Origin of the sequence: Nonomuraea sp. NPDC049028 (assembly GCF_043197735.1) — a bacterium.
GTDB lineage: Bacteria > Actinomycetota > Actinomycetes > Streptosporangiales > Streptosporangiaceae > Nonomuraea.
On sequence record NZ_JBICTR010000017.1, the window covers coordinates 215,284 to 234,526 of the forward strand.

The following is a 19,243-nucleotide window of genomic DNA, read 5'->3' on the forward strand; positions in this document are numbered from 1 at the left end:
CTGGCTGAGCATGTACTTGGTCAGGTGAATCAATTCTTCGCCGGCGCTGGCACCGCGGCGATCGTCTCCTCGTCCTGCGCGGGATGCGCAGGACGGTCGCCGCGTACAGCCAGTAAGGGGTGATCATTGTAGTTATGGCGCTTTCGACAGCATTCACGAAGTTGTTCGGCGTGCAGCACCCCCTTGCCCTGGCGCCGATGGGCGGGTCGGCCGGTGGTGCGCTGACGGCGGCCGTCTCTCGCGGTGGCGGGCTCGGACTGCTGGGCAGCGGCAACGGCGATCCGGACTGGCTGGCCCGCGAGGTGCCGATCGTTGCCGAGGGCTCCGGCGGAAGGCCGTGGGGCATCGGTTTCCTGACCTGGCAGATCGATGTTGGGGCGGTCGAGCGTGCCCTGGAGTACGCCCCCCGGGCGGTGATGCTGTCCTTCGGAGACCCGAGCCCGTTCGCCGAACGCATTCGCCGGGCAGGCACGGCACTGATCATTCAGGTCACCGATCTGGAGGAGGCCAGGCGGGCGGTGGACTTGGGCGCCGATGTCATCGTGGCGCAGGGGGTCGAAAGCGGTGGGCATGGCGCTCGGCACGGGCGCTCCACGTTGCCGTTCGTGCCGGTTGTGGTGGACCTGGCGGCACCGGTGCCGGTGCTGGCGGCCGGCGGAATCGCCGATGGCCGCGGCCTGGCCGCCGTGCTGGCCCTGGGGGCCGCCGGGGCGCTCATCGGCACCCGCTTCCAGGCCACGACCGAGGCTCTGGTGGCCCCCTCGACCGCCAAGGCGATCGTCGAGGGACGCGGGGAGGACACCGAGCGCAGCAGCGTACTTGACATCGCCCGAGGCTCCCAGTGGCCGTCGAAATACACCGCGCGCACCCTCGGCCACCCCTTCCTGGATCAGTGGCGGGGCCGAGAAGCCGAACTCTCCACAAATGTCCAGGCCAAGCAGGCGTACCAGGATGGCGTGGCACGAGGCGAGATCCCCGCACTGCCGATGTGGGCCGGGGAGGCCATCGATCTCATCAACGACCTGCCCTCCGCAGCCGACCTTGTCGGAGCCATCGCCGCGCAGGCTGAGGACGCACTGGCCCGAGCGGGAAGCCGCTGACCGAAACGGAGCCGGACCACGGCGTGTGCCGTGGCCCGGCAACTCTGCTTACCTACTGGACCGTGGCGGGTGCCGTGGTCCGGCGGCTCTGGTTACCTACCAGTGCTGTTTGTCCGTTGGCCACGTCTTCTGCGGCAGTTGCCGCTGCTTGAGCTATGAGGTCACGACTTCACCCAGCCGGGAAGGCCGGGAACGGGGCCGGGGAGTGGCTTGTACCCGGAAACCTTGGATGAGGTGGGCGGGATGGCGGGGCATCTGGCGCCCGCGGCCGGCAGTTCGAGGGAGACCAGGTAGCGGTCGATGCCGTTGACGGCGCACTCTCCATGGTCGTAGATGCGGTGGCCCCAGCCTTCGTAGGTGAACAGCCTTCCCGCGCGGCCAAGCTGCTGAGCCGTGCTGACCGCCCAGTTGTAGCCGGTGGCGGGGTCATGCAGGGCGTTGGCCACCAGGATCGTGGGGCTGGAGACGCGCAGGCGGTGTTGAGGATTGGGGATCGGGGCCCGCTGTCCCAGGCACGCGGCCATCGTGGCCAGCGCCTCAGGACCGGCCTGCATGTCGGGAGCGATGCGGCGGGAACTCGCCAGGTGCGCCGCGTACTCGGGATAGTCGCGAACCGGCAGCAGGTAATCCTGGCAGAAGACCTGCGTCGCGTCGTTGACCACCTCCTGGTCGGGCAGAGGTGTGAGCAGCGATTTCACCTGGCCCTCGCCGCTGTCGGCCGCCACCAGGAATTCGGCCAGGCCGGCCCAGTCGGGACCGAAGAACCCGCCCGTCGCCTCATAGATGAGCAGCAGCTTGGTGAGGGGCGTGTCCGGCTGGCCCGGGTAGTGCAGTTCGCCGCGATCGGCGCGCGTCAGCAGGTTGGCCCAGAAGGTGCGGATGTTCTTGCCGTGCAGGGCGCACGACGCGGTCTTGTCGCACCATTTCACGAACTCGTTGAAGGAATCCTGGGTCGTCCATGCCTGGGTGTCCAGGAAACCCCTGGTACCCAGACTGTGGTCCATGTTGCTGTCGAGCGCCAGGGCGCGGACCCGGCCGGGGAAACGCTCGGCATAGATCTGGCCGATCAGCGTGCCGTACGAGATGGCGTAGAAGGAGAGTTTGTCGTCGCCGAGAGCCTCCCGCATGGTGTCCAGGTCACGCGCGACGCTGACGGTGTCCACATGGTCGAACAGCGGGCCGGTGCGGGCTCGGCAGTCCTGCTTGTACCGTTCGTTGAAGGCCAGCAGCCGCTCGAAGTCGGCCTGGCTCTTCAGGAACGGATCAGGCGCCTGCGACGCCAGTTCCTGCGAACACAGGATGGGATGGCTGCCGGCCACCCCGCGCGGGTCGAAGCCCACGATGTCGAACCGGCTGGTGATCTCGGAGGAGAAGGGGAGCCGGTCACGCAGCACTATTTGCTTGCCCGAGCCGCCGGGTCCGCCCGGATTGACGACCAGCGAGCCGATCCTGGCCGAGGGGTTGGTGGCCTTGCGCCGCGCCAGCGCCAGCTGGATCTGCTCGCCACCGGGGTTGGCCCAGTCAAGGGGTACGCTCAGCGTTCCGCAATCGACCGCTGGATCCTCCGTACACGGCTGCCACGAGATCGGGGTCGTGCTCGTGCTCGTGCTCGTGCTGGCCTCGGCCGACGCCATGGGCGCGACTGAGACGGTGAGCGCAAGTAAGGAAATCAGGAGTGCGATGTGCCTTCGCACAGTGCTCCAATCATTGGGGATTTGATCGAGCCTCGCAGCCAAGGCTTCCGTTTCTCTTCTCCTTCACCTCCGGACCGTCACGGAGCACGTCGGAGTCGAGGTCGACGTCCCCTGGATTCGGCAACAACGCCATGGATACGGCCGTACAGACAAGGAAACCGAATGACCACCACCGCGCTCATCGTCGGCGACCTGCAGGCGGGCATCGTGGACAATTACCCCTTCGCCGCCGACGTGCTTCCCGTCATGGAAAGGGTTCTCCCCGCGGCCAGAGCCGCCGGAATCCCCGTGATCTTCATACGTTTCGGGCTCCGGGCCTCAGGACTTGATGTGGCAGCGGGAAACCCGCTGATCAGCGCCCTGCACGGGGCGGGGACGCTGTTCCACGAAGAGTCCCCCGAGACGCTCGTGCACCCGCGCATCGAGCCGTTGCCGGGCGAGGCCGTCGTCCTCAAGCGCCGCGCCAGCGCGTTCGCGGCGACCGACCTCGACCTGCTCCTGCGCGCCCAGAGCATCGACTCGATCGTGCTGACCGGCGTCGCGACCGGGGCGATGGTCGCCGCTACGCTCTACGACGCCGCCGACCGCGACTACCGCCTGACCGTGCTCAGCGACGCCTGCGCCGACGGGGAACCGGACGTGCACGACTTCCTGATCAACCGCGTCTTCCCGGCCAGGGGTGCTGACGTCCTCACGAGTGACGAGTGGACCGCCCGCCTGTGACCAGCCGTCAGAAGGGAGGGGCCGGCCCGCTCCGCTCGGCGTCTCGTTCCGGATCGGCTTATCCTGCCGGTCATGCTGACGATCGTGCGCGGGTTGGTCGCCGTGGGTGTCGCGGTGAGTCTGGCCGCGTGTTCCGCCGAGCCTCCAGCGGCTGAACCTGCGAAGACTCCCTCCGCGACCCATTCGCCCGCTCCGGCGGGAGCTCCGCTGAAGACGCCCGCGACACACGGAAAATGTCGAGTGGGCTGCGACACGGTGAAGGCCCGCGATTACAACGGTGACGGCTATGCCGACCTCGCCATCGGTGCTCCTGGGTTGTGGTCGGACGAAGAAGACCCCACGGTTTCCGGATATGTCGTCGTCTCGTACGGCGGACCCGACGGACTCGGCACGCATGGCCGGAACTCCTTCCAGCCTGGGCGAGAGGGTCTGCCGGGCGTCGCGGCCAAGGGCGACAGTTTCGGCGCGGTGCTTGCCGGCGGCGATTTCGATCGTGACGGATACGCCGATCTCGCCGTTGGCACGAACAACGAACGCGCCGACTCGCCGGCCTCTGTGACGATCGTCTTCGGCGGTGAGGGAGGACTGTCCGGCCGGTCGACGGTTCGGCTCACGCACGAAGACCCGGCGTTCGGGCAGCTGCTGGCGGCGGGCGACTTCGATGGGGACGGCTACCAGGATTTGGGAGTGGCCACGGATGCGGCGGTTTGGGTGGTCTATGGAGGCAGCCGAATACGGCAGCGTCCACCGCGGCCTCGGCTGCTCAAGAAGTCCAGTGCCATCAATGCGCTGGCATCGGGCGACGTCACCGGCGACGGGGTCGACGATCTCGTGGTCGCCTTCTCTGACGACGATCCGGCTGATGAGGGTACGGGGGCTGTCTACCGAGGTTCCTCCGGCGGGCTGACGGGCGTGGCCGGTCCCACATTCGACGCATGGGGAGTGGGATCCATGTCCGTCGGCGATGTCAATGGAGATGGCTTCGGCGATGTGATCGCGGGCAACAGCTATGCCGACGCGGCCGATCCCGGCGGCCAGATCTTCATCTACCGCGGCTCGGCCACAGGACCGGAGGCCAAGGGCGTGCTGGTTTCCCAGAGCTCTCCTGGCGTACCCAAGGATCCCGAGGACAGCGCTGGGTTCGGCGGGAATCTCGCGGTCGGCGACATCAACGGCGACGGGTACGCGGATGTGGCGGTCAGCGCATCACGCGCGGTCTTCCTGCTGTACGGGGGAAAGGACCGTCTGCCGGACGCCGGAGCCCAGCTGCTCAAGCCGGGTGACGTGGGCATTACGCAGGACGTTCAGTCGTTCGGCGCCGCACTGCGATTGTCCGACTTCAATAAGGACGGGCAGGCCGACCTCGCGCTTGGTGTCCTGACCGAGCCGGTGGTGGCCGTACTGGCAGGCTCACCCGAGGGCGTGAGTACAGCGAAGCCGACGCTGATCAACCCAGGACAAGCCGCCACCCCTGGGAAGCACCCCGGGTTCGGCCGCGCATTGAACTGAATGGCCATCGCTTTCGCCCGATAAGCCACATGGATCCGCCACAGAGGTTCGCCGCCTGGCCTCAGGCAGCCATCGCGAACCCGCAACCTGACTCATTCTTCGCCGCCCCGATGACCACGCATCAATCGCCTTGATCTTCACGCTCTGTTTGCAGTACGTGATTATCGCGGTCGGCGATGTGAGCCCGGCCGACGTCGCAGGACATTAAAGTGCCGCTCTTCCGTTTTTCTTCCGCCTGCCTTCCTTCGCAGGTGAGCGATGGGATGACCACCTGAAAAGCCGCTTTCCGCCGCCGACCGAACGGAGCGGATTGCTATCGCGAGCGGTTCCATAATTCGCCGCCGCCTTCGGAGACCGGGCGAATCTGCTATACCTCTCAGGGCCGTTCGAAATGCGCGCGGCATTGACGATCGCGGAGTGCCTGACACAGGTCGGCAATCACCGCATCGTCGAGACGCACAACGTTCCTGAAAGAGGTCCGCATGGCCATGTACGAACGCCAGGCACCCGCCAACTTCGAAGACCGGCGCGCCGCCAAGGCCCCCGAGAGGCCGGCGAACTTAACCCGAGCGGTGTACGCGGCCATCGGCGCCGCGGCGCTCAACGTGATCAGCGCCATCGGACTCCTCGTCTCCGGCGCAGAGGCGATCAAAGAACAGATCGCCGCGAATTCGGACGGAGGCTCTGCCCCCGTGAGCCTCGACGAGGTCGACATCCACAGCGACCGGTTCGAGTCGCTCCAGATGATCTACTCGGGGCTCGCCTACAGCACGATCTTCTGGTCGCTCGTGCTCATACTGCTCGCCTGGCTGGCGCTGCGCGGCGGCGGCGCCGTCCGGATCTTCGCCACCATCATCGTCATCGTCTCCGTCCTGTTCAAGGTGGTGGGCCTGTTCATCACCCTGCCCACCCTCACGCTGGTCGCCGACGTGCTCGTCGTCGTGCTGGGTCTGGCCGCGACCGTCTTGTTCTTCGGCGCCGGCGGCAAGGCCGCCCGCCAGGGAAGGTGACGAGGTCCCACCCCCCGCATGAGAAAACCGCCGGACCGCGGCGTGTGCCATGGTCCGGCGGCTCTGCGTTTACCTACCAGTGCTGTTTGTCCGTCGGCCACGTCTTCTGCGGCAACTGCTGCTGCTTGCGCATGCTCTCCTCAGGCGTGCCCACGGCGCAGCGGGTGCCGGGCGGAGGCACGGTCAGAGCGATCAGGTACTGGTCGATGATGTCCGTCTGACACTTGTCCTTGCCATAGATGCGATGACCCCAGCCTTCATAGGTGAGCAGCACGGCCTTCGGACCGAGTTGCCGCGCCGCGTTGGCGGACCACATGTACGGCGTCGCGGGATCATGCAGCGAGTTCCCCAGCAGGATCGGCGCGTCGCCCGTGTACTTCAGCCGGTGCGGCGGGTTGGTCGGCGTGGAGTTGAGGCAGATGGGCAGGTCGTCGATCGGGTACGGGTGATACCGCACGTCGGGCGCCAACCGCTTGGAAACGCCCATGTAGAAGGCGTACTCGGCGTAGTTCCGCACCCGGAGGTTGTAGTCCTGGCAGAGGATCCGGGTGGGCAGCTCGGCGGTGTCGCCCTCCACGGGCCCCCGGCCCGGCAGCGGCGGCACCCACGACGGCTCGGGGCCGCCGCTCAGCCAGTTGATGACCTCGCTCAGCAGGCGCCAGTCAGGCCCCTCGGTGCCGAGCGCCGCGTTGTAGATGACCTGCAGCTCGGTCATCGGGCGGTCCGGGGCGGTCGGGTAGTACAGCTCGCCGCGCCGGGCCTTGGCCCGCAGGTCCCGCCACATCTGACGGACGTCACGCCCGTGCAGAACGCAGCTGGTGTCGGCCTCGCACCAGCCCACGAACTGGTCGAAGGCGTCCTCGATGGCGATCGCCTCGGTGCTGAGGAAGCCCGCGACGCCGAGACTGTGGTCCATGTTGCTGTCGAGCGCGAGGGCCCGGATCCGGTTCGGGAACATCTCGGCGTACATCTGGCCGATCAGCGTCCCGTACGAGATGCCGTAGTAGGTCAGTTTCTCCTCGCCGAGGGCGGCGCGGAGGGCGTCCATGTCGCGCGCGACGTTGCGCGAGTCGACGTGGTCGTACAGGGGGCCGGTGCGTGCCCGGCAGTCCTGGTGCAGCTTCTTGGTGAAGGCGTCCCAGGCATTGAAGTCGGCCTGGCTCGACATGACGGTGTGCGGCATCTGGTTGTACACCGAGGCCGAGCAGATCACCGGGTGACTGCGGCCGACGCCCCGGGGGTCGAAGCCGACGATGTCGAAGCGCTTCTGCAGCTCCTCGGTGTAGGAGTCGGGAGCGCCGTACACGGCCTCCACGCCCGACCCGCCCGGCCCGCCGGGATTGATCACCAGCGAGCCGACCCGAGCCGTCGGGTCGGTGGCCTTGCGCCGGGCGATGGCCAGGTCGATGGTCTCGCCGTTCGGCTTGGACCAGTCGATGGGGACGGTCAGCTTGCCGCACTCGGCACTGGGTTCCTCCTCACAGGGTGCCCAGGTGATGCTGCTCTGTCCTACGGCTTCCGGCTCGGTCGCCGCGCTGGCCGCAGGAACAGGCAGAAGCGCCGCCAGTGCTAAAAGCGCCGTAGCGAGCAGAGTCGTCTTTCTTCGCACGTTGCTCCAATCGTGGACGGCCTGCACGCCCCCCGTTTAACGAGCGTGCGGCCAGCCTCGATCATGGCCCGCGCGGGACTTTGATGGGACTTGCACTCGTAAATTGGCACAAAGTCGACCCACCCGAATTGACGCACCCAGCCCTAGGCACTCGCGGCGGGCCCTTGTCGCGGCCAGTCGGGGGCGGGGTCCTCGGCGAGCAGCGGCCGGAGGGCGCCGAGAACCGCGCCGACACAGACATCGCGCAGCTGGGTGCGCGTACAGGTCTCATGGGTGAGCCAGTCGACGCAGAGGACCTGGACGAAAACCAGCCAGCTCTTCAGGACACCGGACACAGCCTCGCGGGCGCTCTCGTCCGCGAGCGGGAGTACGGCCAGCAGCCGCGCACGGAGCGCGTCCAGCTCGTTCGTCATGATCGTCTGGATCACCGGGTCGCCCGCGAGGACCCGGTTCGCGGCGAGGACGGCGTGGCGATTCGCCACGAAGTAGTCGAGATGGACGTCCATGCCCTGGATGAGCTGCTCCACCAGGGAGTCGGCGGGGTCGAGGCGCGTCTCGGCATCCAGATCGAACACTTGGACGGGGAAGCTGACGCTGCCGGTGAGGGTCGTACAGCCTTCGTACCTGACGGTCTTCACACCTTGCGGCTCGACCTGGCCCCGTCAAGCCCCCAAGAGATGATCTGATGGGGGGTGATCGTGATGATCTCCCGTGAGAAGTACGGCACCGGCGGCTCGTGATCGGTCAGGGCCACCGCCGAGCCCCGGATCTCAATGCCGCGCACTACCCACGGGTCAACCGAGGCCAGGTCATCCACGACGAAGGACACGGTGCTGCCCTGCTGGACGTTCCTGAACTTCTTCGACGCCCCCAGCGCGTGCCCGCCGATGGTGATCGTGCCCGAGGCGGCGTCCAGGAAGAACCCCACGGGATTGTTCTGAACGTGACCGGCGGGAGAGACGGTGGCCAGGCGGCCGAGGTGCTGTCCGGCCAGATAGTCGAGTTCTGCCTGCGTGAAGATCATGCGGCAAGTATGCAACCTTGACATTGACGTCAATCAATCCGAACAGCCCGCATGGCCGCCGCCGCCCGCCACACCGGGCCCACACCCGCGCTTCGTAGGTTCAAGAGCGCCAAGTGATCCAACGCACGAAGGGAAACAGCATGCCGACTCAGACCGTGGAATTGCCGCAGCTCCCGCTGGCAGAGAACACCGTCCCCAGCGTGGCGACCGATGCCGTGCACGAGCGCGCGTGGTACCCGCCGTTCTCGTCGCCCCGCGCCCAGTAACGGAGAGCTAGCCGACCGGCGGCGGGACATCCGGCCGCCGGTCCCCCACCAGTGAATGGAGGCGACGCCTTGGACACCGATCTCACGGCCGGCATCGACCTGACACTCGGCTCGGATCCCCGGTTCGGCAGCGCCGAGGCGATCGAGGTCAGGAACCTGGCTCGCTACCGCCTCGGTCTCGGCGTGCTGGCCCGGCACCACCCACACGCCGCCGACCGGCTGGAGCGACTGTGCCAGGCTGAGGACGCCAAGCTGCGCCCGGTGATGTACGACCCGGTGCTGCGCAACGCGTTCGAGAACGACCTGGCCGCCCTGGAACGCCAGGCCGGTGAGAACGGCACTCTGGTCGGTTACCTGGAAGGCGGCACGGCGGACATGCTCGACGGCCTCGGGCCGTGCGAGCGCCTGTCTCACCCGCAACTTCGTCCATGGCCCGGCAATGCCGTCTCATGGGTGTGGACCGATCTCGAACCGCGCTCCGAGCCGGAAAGGGTGCTGGCCGCTCGCCTGGAAGAACTGCTGGCCGGGACGCTCTCGAAGAACGGCTCCGGCGTTCGGGTGCGTCCCGACGCCGACATGCTGGCCAGACTCAGCCGGGGCGCCGAACTGCTCGCCGAGCTGCTGCCCAATGCGGGCGCCGGCGTGCTGCCGCACATCTCCCTGACCGGGTTGGCCCGTGACGAGCTGCCCGACGGGGTCCTCAACTCGATCTCCGGCGGCGATCCGCTTCCTTCGGCGGTGCTCCTGGCCCCCGAGCGGCTGGCCGATCCTTGGATGGCAGCGGAGACGCTGTTCCACGAGGGCCTGCACCTGAAGTTGTTCGACATACTGCGCACCGGGTCCATGGCCGCCGATCCGGACCAGCTGATCCCGATCCCTTGGCGGGTGAAGTCGTGGACGCTGACGCGGGTGCTGTTCGCCATGCACGTCTACGCTCACCTGCTGCTGTTCCGCGCGGCCGCGGCCGGCGCCGGCCCGGACCTGCGCGCCAAGTACGGAGAGCCGCCTACGACCGACTTCGTCGATCAGGCCACGCCCGGTAGCCAGGCGGCCGGGAGCGGTGAGTACACCACCACAGTTGAACGGGTGACCTATCTCGCCCAGCAGGCGTCGCAAACGTACGGCGGGATGCTGACGGCGAGCGGCAGGCGGTTCGTCGACTGGCTGATCGGCGCCGTGGCCCCCCTCGCGCCGGGAATCCAGCCCGACCGGCTACCCGTCGAGCCCCGCCCACGCACGGAGGTGGAGCTGGAGGTACGGGGCTACCGCCAGGCGCAGCCGGTTCAGGTGTGCCCGATCCCCGAGCAGCGTGAGCTGGTGGCCGTCACACCCGGCGCGCCGAGCTTCCAATGGCTGAACGAACACGCATGGCTGATCTACGCCCTGTGCGACGGCCGGGACCTGTCGTCGCTGCGCGACCGGTATCGCCAAGCAGCCGGACCCGGCACGGACGACCAGCTGGGGCTCGGTGTGGCCGATCTGCTCTCGGTCGGTCTCATCGTCCCGGTGTGATCACGCCCAGCTCCTGGAAGAGCTGGTCTGCGGCGGCCAGATGGTGGTGGGCGGTGGCGTCGCCCTGGTCGGCAAGGGCCTCACCGAGATCCCTGTGGGTTTCGGCGAGGCCCCTGCGGTCGCCGATGCCGGAGCGGATGCGCAGCGCCGCGGCGAAATGCGTGCGCGCCTCCTCCTCCCGCCCGAGACGGTGGTAGAGGCCGGCCAGGTCGTTGGTCACCTGCCCCTCGCCCTTGAGGTCGCCGCTCTCGCGGTGGCTGGCCAGCGCGGCCAGGAGATGTTCGCGCGCGGGTTCGAGCCGGCCGAGCTTGGCCTCCGCCAGGCCGATGTTGTTCAGCGCGCGTGCCTCTCCCTTGCGGCTGCCCGCCGCCCGGCGCAGCGCGAGCGCCTTCCGGTACAGCTCCAGCGCCTCGGCGTGGCGGTCTTGGGCCTCGCGTGCCACGCCGAGATTGTTGAGGGTGTTCGCCTCGCCTTCGAGGTCGTGCGTGCGCTGGTGGATGGCCAGCGCGCGCTCATAGTGGGTGACGGCCTCCTCCAGGCGGCCCAGGTTCCGTAGCACGATGCCGAGCATGTTGAGCGTCTGGCCCACGGCGGCATCGGCGCCCGCGCCCTCCAGGAGTCGCCGTGCCTCCTGGAGATCGGTGAGGGCTTCGCCGTACCGGCCCAGCAGCCAGGAGACGGTGCCGATACTGCGCAGGGCGGTGCCCATCCCGCGCTGGTCTTTCAGTTGCCGATAGATCTCCAGTGTCCTGCGGTGCTCGGCCAGGGCTTCGGGGTAGCGGCCCAGGTGCTCCAGGACGGCGCCGAGGTTGTGGTGGGCGACGGCGGCCTCCGGCTGCCTGCCGGTCCGCTCGGCGGCGGTGGCGGCCAGGGTGTGCAGCTCGGCGGTGTCGGTCAGGCAGTGGCGCAGTCGCAGCGGCTGGGCGAGCGCCGCGGGCAGCCGCCAGGCGGCGTCCATGCGATGCTCCGCGGCGTGACGGGTGCCCGCCATCATGTTCTCGTGCTCGTCCTGCAGCACGAGCGGGTCGTCGATGGTGAGGTACCACTCCAGCAACCGGCGCACGGACTCCTCGCGGATCGGCGGGGCGTCCTCGGCTTGGGCTCGGTCACGGGCGTAGTCGAGAAGGAGATCGTGCAGCTGGTAGCGCTCTTGGCGCGGTCGGCTGCGGTGGGGGTGGATCAGGCTGGCCGCCCGTAGCGCGTCCAGGTGCGTACGGGCCTGGGCGGCGGAGACGTCGAGCATCGCGGCCAGCGCCTGGGCGGTGAAGCCGGAACCGGGTACCAGGCCCAGGCGGCGGAAGGCGATCTGGTCGGCCTCGGCCAGCGCCTGGTAGGACAGGTCGAAGGTGGCGCGTACGGCGGTGGCCGGGACGTCGCCGAGGCGCAGTGCGTTGAGCCGTCCGCGCTCGGTGAGGTCCGCCAGGTAGGTGGCGACCCGGCGGTTGGGGTGCCCGGCCAGGTGGGCGGCGGCGATCCGCAGGGCCAGAGGCAGCTGCCCGCACTGATCCGCGAGTTCGGCGACCGCGGCCGGCTCGGCGTCGGCGCGTGGGCCGATGACGGCGGCCAGCAGGGCGACGGCCTCGGGCTCGGCCAGGATGTCGAGGTCGATGGTACGCGTCACGTGGCGCAAGGCCAGGCCGGAAAGCCGGTTCCTGCTGGTGACCAGCGCCAGGCAGCCGTCGGTGCCGGGCAGCAGCGGTTCGACCTGTTCGGGGTCGGCCGCGTTGTCGAGCACCACCAGCACCCGCCGTCCGGCCAGCAGCGTTCGGTAGGCGGTGGCGAGCTCGTCCTCCCCCGCCGGGACCTGCTCCGGAGGCATGCCAAGGGCGCGGACGAACCGGTCCAGCGCCTTTCGCGGGGTGATCGCCTCCTGCGGCCGGTGCCCGCGCAGATCGATGAAGATCTGCCCGTCGGGAAAGCGCTTGGCCATCCGGTGGGCCCAGTGGACCGCGAAGGCCGACTTCCCGACGCCGGGCATGCCGCTGACGACGGCCACCGTCCCCGGCGCGGTCCGCATCAGCGCGGTCAGCTCACGAAGAGCGGTGCCACGCCCGGTGAACTGGGCCAGGTCGGGCGGGAGCTGCGGGGAGATCGGCCCGCGAGCCGCCCGCCCGTCCTCCCGCTTGTTCTCCCGCTTGTTCTCCCGTCGCAGGATTCCGGCCTGCAGCCGGCGCAGCTCCGATCCGGGGTCCAGGCCGAGCTCCTCGGCGAGCACCCGGCGCGCTTCGCCGTACGCGGCGAGCGCCTCTCTGGGCTGCCCTGAGCGGTCGAGGGCGGCGATCATTCTGGCCCACAGGGATTCGCGCAGCGGGTGTTCCGCCAGCAGCGCACGCAGCTCACCGGCGACCTGGGCGTGCCGGCCGAGCCCGGCCAGCGTGTCGGCGTACTCCTCGAAGACCGCCAGCCGCAGCCCGTCGAGCCGGGCCCGCTCCGCCTCGATCATCGGCGACTCGGGCGCGTCCGCCAGCGCCGGCGCCCGCCACAGATCCAGCGCCTCCCGGAAACGCCGCGCGGCGTGCTCCAGCCGCCCCGCCTCCGCCAACTCCCTTGCCTGTACGGCAAGCCACTCGAAGACCCGGGCGTCCAGGGTCGCGCCCTCCAGCCCCAGCCGGTAGCCGCCCGGCTCCCTGACGAGCGTGGCGACGCCTCTTCCGCGCAGACGGGAGATCAGGGAGTGCAGCGTGCTCTCCACGCTCCGCGGTGGTGTCGCGCCCCACAGCTCGTCGACCAGGCGCTCGACGGGGACGGGCCGTCCCGCCTTGATCAGCAGGATCGCGAGCAGCGCCCGCTGCTTGGGCGCGGTCAGCGGCACTGGCGATCCGCCGTTCCAGAGCTCCAGGGTCCCGAGGATCCGGAAATCCACGCCGCCCCCTTCACCGCGCGCTTTGTGCACAGGTCCCGCTTCACCGCGCAGGTCCCGCTTCACCGCGCAAGTCCCGCGCAAGCCCGGCGTGGCAGTCTAGATCGCGATTCATCCCGTCCGGTAGTACGGATCCGGCCTGTCCGGTTCAGGAGGTGGTCGTGCCCTTGACGTTCCACGGAGCCCGGCTCAGTCTGCTCGGCCCGCTCCAGGTCGTACGCGGCGACGGAGTGGTCCCCATCACCGCGCCCAAGCATCGCGCCGTCCTCGCCATCCTGGCGATCAACGCGGGCCGCCCGGTCTCGGCGGACCGGATCATCGAGGAACTCTGGCAGGGCTCCGAACCCAAGTTCGCCCGTAAGACGCTGCAGGGATACATCTGGCGGTTGCGCCGGGTGCTGGGCGAGGACGTACGCACCCGAGGGGGGTTCTACGAGCTGGGCGGTGACGCGCTGGAGACCGACGCGGCCCGCTTCCAGAGGCTGCTCGCCGAAGCGCAGCAGGCCGTTCGAGCACGTCAGCTGGAGCCGGCCCGCGGGCTGCTGGGCGCGGCGCTGGATCTCTGGCGCGGGCCCGCGCTGGCCGACGTACCCGCCAGCCCGATGATCCAGGCGCACGCCGACCGGCTGGAGGAGGAGCGACTACTGGCCGTCGAGGCCAGGCTGAGGGCCGACGTCGAACTCGGACATCAGGCGACGGTGATCCCCGAACTACGCGAACTCACCGCCACCCACCCGCTGCACGAACCGCTGCACGCGCTGCTCATGCTCGCCCTGTACCGGGCGGGACGGCAGGCCGAAGCCCTGTCTGTGTACACCGGGTTGCGCGCGGCGCTGATCTCCGAGCAAGGGCTGGAGCCGGGGCCGACCATCCGGGAACTCCACCAGCGGATCCTCACGACCGACCCCGCCCTCGATCCCGCGGCCTAGGCGGCGTTCACTGGATACGGCCAGACATGGCCCGCGATCGGCGCCCCGGCCGGTCAGCTCGCTGTACCGTACGCGACGGCGAGTACCGCGAACAGGAACGCGGCGGTCGCCGCGGTCGATCGAAGCACGTCGATCCGCGCCCAGCGGTGGATCACGGCCTTCCAGTCGGCCGGTGGAGCATCCACCCGCCAGTCATTGACCTTGATGTTGATCGGCACCGTGCCCAGGAACGACAACAGCAGGAACCCAATCATCGCGATCACGGTCGCCCACCGCAGCGCCAGACCAGGACCGGTGACGGTGGCCAGCCCGACCAGGGCGAACGCCGCTGCAGGGAGCATCACTATCGGCACCACCACCCGCAAGCGGCGTATGAGGGCTTGCCGCGCGAGTAGATGCGCACGGTCGTCCAGACTGGACAGTACGGGATGGACGCCGTAGCGGACGATCAGCTCCTCGCCCGCGAGAACGCCGAGCAGGAACAGGCCGACGTACTGCACCACGCCACCGCTCATGCCGCACCACCCTCCGCGAACACTTCGTCCGACGCCGTCACGAGTGCGCGTCCGAAGAGGCCATCGGATCCGGCGTCACATGCGCGACCGAATACAGCGCCGGGTGCGCGGACACCGCGCCCCAGCCGCCGTCCGTCTGCCCGGCGTCGTCGCGCTGGCCCGGGCCGGAGAAGTACTTGTCGAACGCGGCCTGCCAGTCCTCGACGCTGTCCCACCGGGCGATGTTGACCACGGGATATGGGGCGTCGGGGTCGAGGGACCGGTGCAGGCGGGTGCCGCGGAAGCCTGGGGCGTTCTTCGCCGCGGCGATGCTGGCCTCCCACCCGCCGACGAAGTCGTCGACCATCTCGGCGGGCATCGAGAACAGGTTGATCAGGACGAGGGGTTCACTCACGAGAAAACTCCGAAGTCTTCAGTCGCAATATCTACTGGCACTGAAAGATTACAGCGACTGAACTTATCCCCGCAAGAGCATAGCCGACGCTACTTTCGGCGACTGGAAGATTGCAGTCGCAGTAACTAAAGTTCGGGCATGAGCGCACCCACCGTGGACTGGCAGGCGCCCGACAGGTCCGGCGTGGTGGAGGGGCTGCGGGAGCGCAAGAAGCGCCTCATGCGCCAGCAGCTGACCGACACCGCCACCGCGATGTTCCTGGAGCGCGGATTCGACGCGGTGCGCGTCGCCGAGATCGCCGCGGCGTGCGGGGTGTCCGAGAAGACCGTCTTCAACTACTTCCCCAGCAAGGAGGCGCTGATCCTCGACCTCCCCGAAGCGACGATGGCCGCGCTGCGCACCGGGCTGGCACGAGCCGACCGAACCCCCACCGACGCGGTGCTGGACATCCTGGCCGGCGAACTGGACGCCCTGGTGTCCTGGCTGGGCGGGCAACCAGACCTGGCTCAGGCCAGCACGAGGATCCAGGACTTCAACGCGCTGATCCTTTCCACGCCTTCACTGCGCGCGTACCACCGGGAAATGACCGAGCAACTTGTCACGGTCGCGGCGGAGGCGCTGGCCGCCCGAACCGGGCACGGCAGTGATGATCCGCTGTGCCAGATCGCGGCCACCGCTCTGCTTGGGCTCTGGCGTGTCCAGTTCATGGCGTTGCGCCGGAGCCTCAACGGCGAACACACGCCCGAACAGGTCCGCCACGCCGTCACCGCCGACGTGCACAGCGCGGCCCGGCTCATCAACACGGGGCTGGCAGGGTTGGGCAACGCGACAAGTCCCCCATGAACCTGCCGTTCGCCCGTCAGCAGACCTTGATCGATATGGTCCTGGAGCGACGCGTGCCCGGCCTGAGAAGCCAGAAGGTCGCCGTGTGGGTGCCGGGCTCGGAGAAACCTTCCCGGGTGATGGCCTCGAACGGCCCCTTGGGACTGAAGCTGGTGGTCACGCCGCTCTCACGGCCGTCGAGCACCCAGCGGTGCCCTATCGGTTCGGCGTCGTCGAGGATCCTCCCTCGAAACCGGACGCGGACGCCGCTCTCGTAGCAGGTTCCGTTCTTGCTGCCCTGCGCGACCAGGCTGCCGAACACGATGGCCTCCGGCGTCGAATTGGCCGGGGGCGGCGTGGACTCGGTGGGGGAACTCGTCGAGGGATCCTGTGCCTGTTTCCCCTGGGACTCGGAGCCTGCGGCGACCGGTGAACTCGTGGCGCCGTCCGCGGGAGAATTCGCGGCTCGGTTCGGGCCTCCCCCCGGAAGACCGAGCAGCAGTGTCACGGTGACGGTGACGGAGGTGACGACGACGGCGGTGCCGCCGACGAGCAGGCCGGTGCGCAGGGGCGTGGAACGGACCGTGGGCCTGGTGTCCGCGACCAGTTCGGAGGGGGCGATCGGCCGTACGCGCTGCTGCCCCAGCAACTGGAGCAGCACGTCCTGCATAGTGGGGCGGCGGGACGGTTCCTTCGCCAGGCAGCTGGTGACGATGGAGCGCAGGGGTTCGGCCATGTCACCGAGGTCGGGGGCGGCGTACAGAATGCGGGAGATGACGGCGGGCAGGTGGTCGACGCCGAAGGGCGGACGGCCGGTGGCGGCGTAGACCATAACCGAACCCCAGGCGAACACGTCGGTGGCAGGTCCGGTGTAGTGGCCGCCGAGTTGTTCCGGCGCCATGTAGGAGGGCGTGCCGACGATGCTGCTGGTGACGGTGAGGGATGCCTCGGTGTCGCGGGCGATGCCGAAATCGATGACGCGGGGCCCATCCTTGGCGAGCAGCACGTTGGCCGGTTTGAAGTCGCGGTGCACGATTCCGGCCCGGTGAACGGCGGCGAGCGCCGTCGCGGTGGACACCGCCATCCGGTGGAGCGCGGGGCCGTGGTGTACGCCGGCCTGCTGCAGCGAGAGCCCTTCGACGAACTCGGTGACGATGTACGGCCGCCGGCCCTCGAAGGAGGCGTCGAGCACTTGGGCGACGCAGAACGGCTCGACCCGCCGGGCGGCGGCCACCTCCTTGGCGAACCGCTCGAGCACCTGGTCGGAGACCGCTTCATGCAGCACCTTGACCGCCACGTACCGCCCGTCCCCGGCCTGGCCCAGATAAACGACACCCTGTCCGCCGGCTCCCAGGCGGCCAATCAGCCGATATGGGCCGATTGCTGGTGGGTCATCCGGATAAAGAGGCTCGGGCATGATCCAGGACCTTATTACAGGCTTCGTCAGACCGAAGGTCGTTCTAGGTGTTGGAGGAACGAGCGGTCGTGACGGAGGCGTGATCTCCTTCTGTGACGATCACTCCCGGAACGCCCCACGCCGTCCGGCTCGGGCATGGAGCAGGAGGAGACGAGCCGCAATGAGCCGATGGGGGGTGGCGCCTGCCATGGCGCTGACCGTAGCGGTGCTGGCCGCCGGCACCCCGAGCAGCGCGCACGCCGCTCTCGACCAGCACATCACAGCGAACCAAGCCGCTGTCGCGCTCGACCCGGTCGCCGCGCTGAAACGCCAGTTCGTCAAGAGACACGGCGTGCGGATCACCGTCTATTCCGCCTCAACCACTGTCGCCTCAGACTCCCGCAAGCCGACCAAGGAGTCCGCCGGTGTCGTCGAGTTCGACAAGGGCGGGGTCATGGCGACCGACCTGACCTATCCATCGCCTGGGAGTCGCTATATACAAACGCGCAAGCGCTTCTACGAGTACGACAAGGATCCAGCCCTGCGGCATCCCAAGAAGAAGTGGGTCTTGATCGATTTACAGCCGCCCTTCCTCATCGAGGTAGGGCACATCCGTGTCACCGATCCCGCCACGCTCAAAGCCGTACTCGCCACTACCGCCCGCACGCAGCCCGGCCCGGTTTATGACGGCACCCGGACCACGCTCTACGAAGGCGTGATCACCTTCGCTGAGTTGGGCAAGGCGTATCCCAAGATGAACATCGGCTTTGGCGCCAAGCCTGAGGACTACCCGGACTGGACAGTCTCCTGGAAGTTGTGGATAGGCCAGGACCAGCTCGTCCGCAGGGCGTGGAGCGCATGGCGTGAACCGAACAACACCAAGAATGAGAGCTTCCCGGACGAATACATCTCCGCCGAAATCGCCGACATCCGTCTATCCAGGTGGGGCATGAAGCTGCACATCAGCCAGCCACCCGCCCACCAAGTGATCACCGCCAAGGAGTACACGAAATGGCGGGACGCTCACTCCTGACCGCTCTGCGGTGGTGAATGATGACGGGATGTCGAGCCCTCCGTTCGTCCAGAGTGACGGCAATTCCCGCGCCAAACGGCCATCGCAAGCGGATGAGCGTACGACGTTGGTGGCATTCCTGCGCTGGCATCGGGAAACCCTGGCACACAAGTGCGCCGGCCTGGAGCCGAAGCGGCTCGCGGAGCGGGCGGTAGGCCGATCCGCGCTGTCGCTCCTGGGCCTCGTGCGGCACGCGGCCGAGTCCGAGCGCTTCTGGTTCCGCCGGGTGATGGCTGGACAGGAGCTCCCACCCCTGTTCGCCCCCCACGGTGCATTCACTGTGGCGAACGCGGACGCGCAGATGGTTGCCGAGGCGTGGCAAGCGTGGCAGGCGGAGATCGCGTTCGCGGACCGTTTCGTCGACGCGGCCCCGGACCTTGAACTCGCTGGGGATGAACCTGGAGAAGGACCTGTGTCACTGCGCTGGGTGCTCATGCACATGGTGGAGGAGTACGCGCGACACAATGGCCACGCGGACTTGCTTCGGGAACAGATCGATGGAGCAGTAGGGCTCTGACAGCGTCGCCGCCTGCTGCTTTTCCAGATGCTGCCGCTCGCGTATTTGCTCTTTCTCCTTGGCCTGTCTTGCGGCCAGGGAACCGCTCACGCCCCCAACCACGGAGAGACCAGTTGCCCAGCGCCGATAACACCGGGAGCACCACCATGCCGTCGGTCGCGGTCGACCGCCCCTACACCCACGAGATGGTCATCGTCCATCGGGTGTTCCGCCGGGAGGCCGCCCTCATGCCACGGCTTGTCCACGCCGTACCGACCGGCGACTCCGCGCGGAACTTCAGCACCACGCCAT

The 19,243-nt window shown here is 68.4% G+C and carries 18 protein-coding genes; 10 read left to right on the top strand and 8 right to left on the bottom strand.

Translation table 11 applies throughout. From position 1 onward, the window contains the following. Positions 1-134 precede the first annotated feature (134 nt). Complete coding sequence (locus tag ACGFJ2_RS51755) at positions 135-1,100, top strand: nitronate monooxygenase (RefSeq protein ID WP_357943236.1); 966 nt, start codon at positions 135-137, stop codon at positions 1,098-1,100. Positions 1,101-1,261: 161 nt separating this feature from the next. On the opposite strand, the gene ACGFJ2_RS51760 is transcribed toward ACGFJ2_RS51755, so the two are convergent. Then, positions 1,262-2,734, bottom strand: a complete 1,473-nt coding sequence (locus tag ACGFJ2_RS51760; protein WP_393481413.1) for an alpha/beta fold hydrolase — start codon at positions 2,732-2,734, stop codon at positions 1,262-1,264. A gap of 222 nt (positions 2,735-2,956) precedes the next feature. Between ACGFJ2_RS51760 and ACGFJ2_RS51765 the strand changes: the two genes are divergently transcribed. The 3 genes from ACGFJ2_RS51765 to ACGFJ2_RS51775 all read left to right on the top strand — a co-directional run bounded on the left by ACGFJ2_RS51765 (position 2,957) and on the right by ACGFJ2_RS51775 (position 6,036). After that, complete coding sequence (locus ACGFJ2_RS51765) at positions 2,957-3,517, top strand: cysteine hydrolase family protein (protein ID WP_393481416.1); 561 nt, start codon at positions 2,957-2,959, stop codon at positions 3,515-3,517. A gap of 72 nt (positions 3,518-3,589) precedes the next feature. Next, positions 3,590-5,026 carry an FG-GAP-like repeat-containing protein gene (locus ACGFJ2_RS51770; protein ID WP_393481419.1) on the top strand — a complete coding sequence of 479 codons (1,437 nt, stop codon included), beginning with the start codon at positions 3,590-3,592 and terminating at the stop codon, positions 5,024-5,026. 482 nt (positions 5,027-5,508) lie between these two features. Beyond that, positions 5,509-6,036: a hypothetical protein gene (locus tag ACGFJ2_RS51775; RefSeq protein WP_393481422.1), complete on the top strand. Its 528-nt coding sequence runs from the start codon at positions 5,509-5,511 to the stop codon at positions 6,034-6,036. Between the two features lie 73 nt (positions 6,037-6,109). On the opposite strand, the gene ACGFJ2_RS51780 is transcribed toward ACGFJ2_RS51775, so the two are convergent. The 3 genes from ACGFJ2_RS51780 to ACGFJ2_RS51790 all read right to left on the bottom strand — a co-directional run bounded on the left by ACGFJ2_RS51780 (position 6,110) and on the right by ACGFJ2_RS51790 (position 8,669). Further along, entirely contained in the window at positions 6,110-7,645 is a 1,536-nt protein-coding gene (locus ACGFJ2_RS51780) for an alpha/beta fold hydrolase (protein WP_393481425.1), read from the bottom strand. Positions 7,646-7,788: 143 nt separating this feature from the next. Next, a complete protein-coding gene (locus tag ACGFJ2_RS51785; protein ID WP_393481428.1) occupies positions 7,789-8,283 on the bottom strand; it encodes a hypothetical protein in 495 nt (164 codons plus the stop codon). After that, positions 8,280-8,669, bottom strand: coding sequence for a PPOX class F420-dependent oxidoreductase (locus tag ACGFJ2_RS51790; RefSeq protein ID WP_225300338.1), 390 nt, complete (start codon positions 8,667-8,669; stop codon positions 8,280-8,282). The genes ACGFJ2_RS51785 and ACGFJ2_RS51790 overlap by 4 nt, the downstream gene beginning before the upstream one ends. A gap of 140 nt (positions 8,670-8,809) precedes the next feature. Between ACGFJ2_RS51790 and ACGFJ2_RS51795 the strand changes: the two genes are divergently transcribed. Both ACGFJ2_RS51795 and ACGFJ2_RS51800 read left to right on the top strand, forming a co-directional pair. Beyond that, positions 8,810-8,935, top strand: a complete 126-nt coding sequence (locus tag ACGFJ2_RS51795; RefSeq protein WP_393481431.1) for a hypothetical protein — start codon at positions 8,810-8,812, stop codon at positions 8,933-8,935. A gap of 69 nt (positions 8,936-9,004) precedes the next feature. Then, positions 9,005-10,447, top strand: a complete 1,443-nt coding sequence (locus ACGFJ2_RS51800; RefSeq protein ID WP_393481434.1) for an aKG-HExxH-type peptide beta-hydroxylase — start codon at positions 9,005-9,007, stop codon at positions 10,445-10,447. Here ACGFJ2_RS51800 and ACGFJ2_RS51805 read toward each other — a convergent pair. After that, the gene (locus ACGFJ2_RS51805) at positions 10,431-13,310 is read right to left on the bottom strand and encodes a tetratricopeptide repeat protein (RefSeq protein ID WP_393481437.1); all 2,880 of its coding nucleotides are present in this window, start codon (positions 13,308-13,310) and stop codon (positions 10,431-10,433) included. The genes ACGFJ2_RS51800 and ACGFJ2_RS51805 overlap by 17 nt on opposite strands. A 158-nt stretch (positions 13,311-13,468) precedes the next feature. Between ACGFJ2_RS51805 and ACGFJ2_RS51810 the strand changes: the two genes are divergently transcribed. Beyond that, positions 13,469-14,236 (top strand): BTAD domain-containing putative transcriptional regulator, encoded by a 768-nt coding sequence (locus ACGFJ2_RS51810; protein ID WP_393481440.1) that lies wholly within the window; start codon positions 13,469-13,471, stop codon positions 14,234-14,236. Between the two features lie 53 nt (positions 14,237-14,289). Here the strand turns inward: ACGFJ2_RS51810 and ACGFJ2_RS51815 are convergent, their stop codons facing one another. Continuing rightward, positions 14,290-14,751 (bottom strand): anthrone oxygenase family protein, encoded by a 462-nt coding sequence (locus ACGFJ2_RS51815; protein ID WP_393481443.1) that lies wholly within the window; start codon positions 14,749-14,751, stop codon positions 14,290-14,292. 37 nt (positions 14,752-14,788) lie between these two features. Next, complete coding sequence (locus ACGFJ2_RS51820; RefSeq protein ID WP_393481446.1) at positions 14,789-15,145, bottom strand: antibiotic biosynthesis monooxygenase family protein; 357 nt, start codon at positions 15,143-15,145, stop codon at positions 14,789-14,791. A 138-nt stretch (positions 15,146-15,283) separates the two neighbouring features. On the opposite strand from ACGFJ2_RS51820, the gene ACGFJ2_RS51825 reads away from it, so the two are divergent. After that, positions 15,284-15,988, top strand: a complete 705-nt coding sequence (locus ACGFJ2_RS51825) for a TetR family transcriptional regulator (protein ID WP_357943210.1) — start codon at positions 15,284-15,286, stop codon at positions 15,986-15,988. Between the two features lie 16 nt (positions 15,989-16,004). On the opposite strand, the gene ACGFJ2_RS51830 is transcribed toward ACGFJ2_RS51825, so the two are convergent. Next, entirely contained in the window at positions 16,005-17,384 is a 1,380-nt protein-coding gene (locus tag ACGFJ2_RS51830) for a serine/threonine-protein kinase (RefSeq protein ID WP_393481449.1), read from the bottom strand. A 187-nt stretch (positions 17,385-17,571) separates the two neighbouring features. On the opposite strand from ACGFJ2_RS51830, the gene ACGFJ2_RS51835 reads away from it, so the two are divergent. Then, complete coding sequence (locus ACGFJ2_RS51835) at positions 17,572-18,396, top strand: hypothetical protein (RefSeq protein WP_393481452.1); 825 nt, start codon at positions 17,572-17,574, stop codon at positions 18,394-18,396. A 109-nt stretch (positions 18,397-18,505) separates the two neighbouring features. After that, complete coding sequence (locus ACGFJ2_RS51840; protein WP_393481513.1) at positions 18,506-18,952, top strand: DinB family protein; 447 nt, start codon at positions 18,506-18,508, stop codon at positions 18,950-18,952. Positions 18,953-19,243 lie beyond the last annotated feature (291 nt).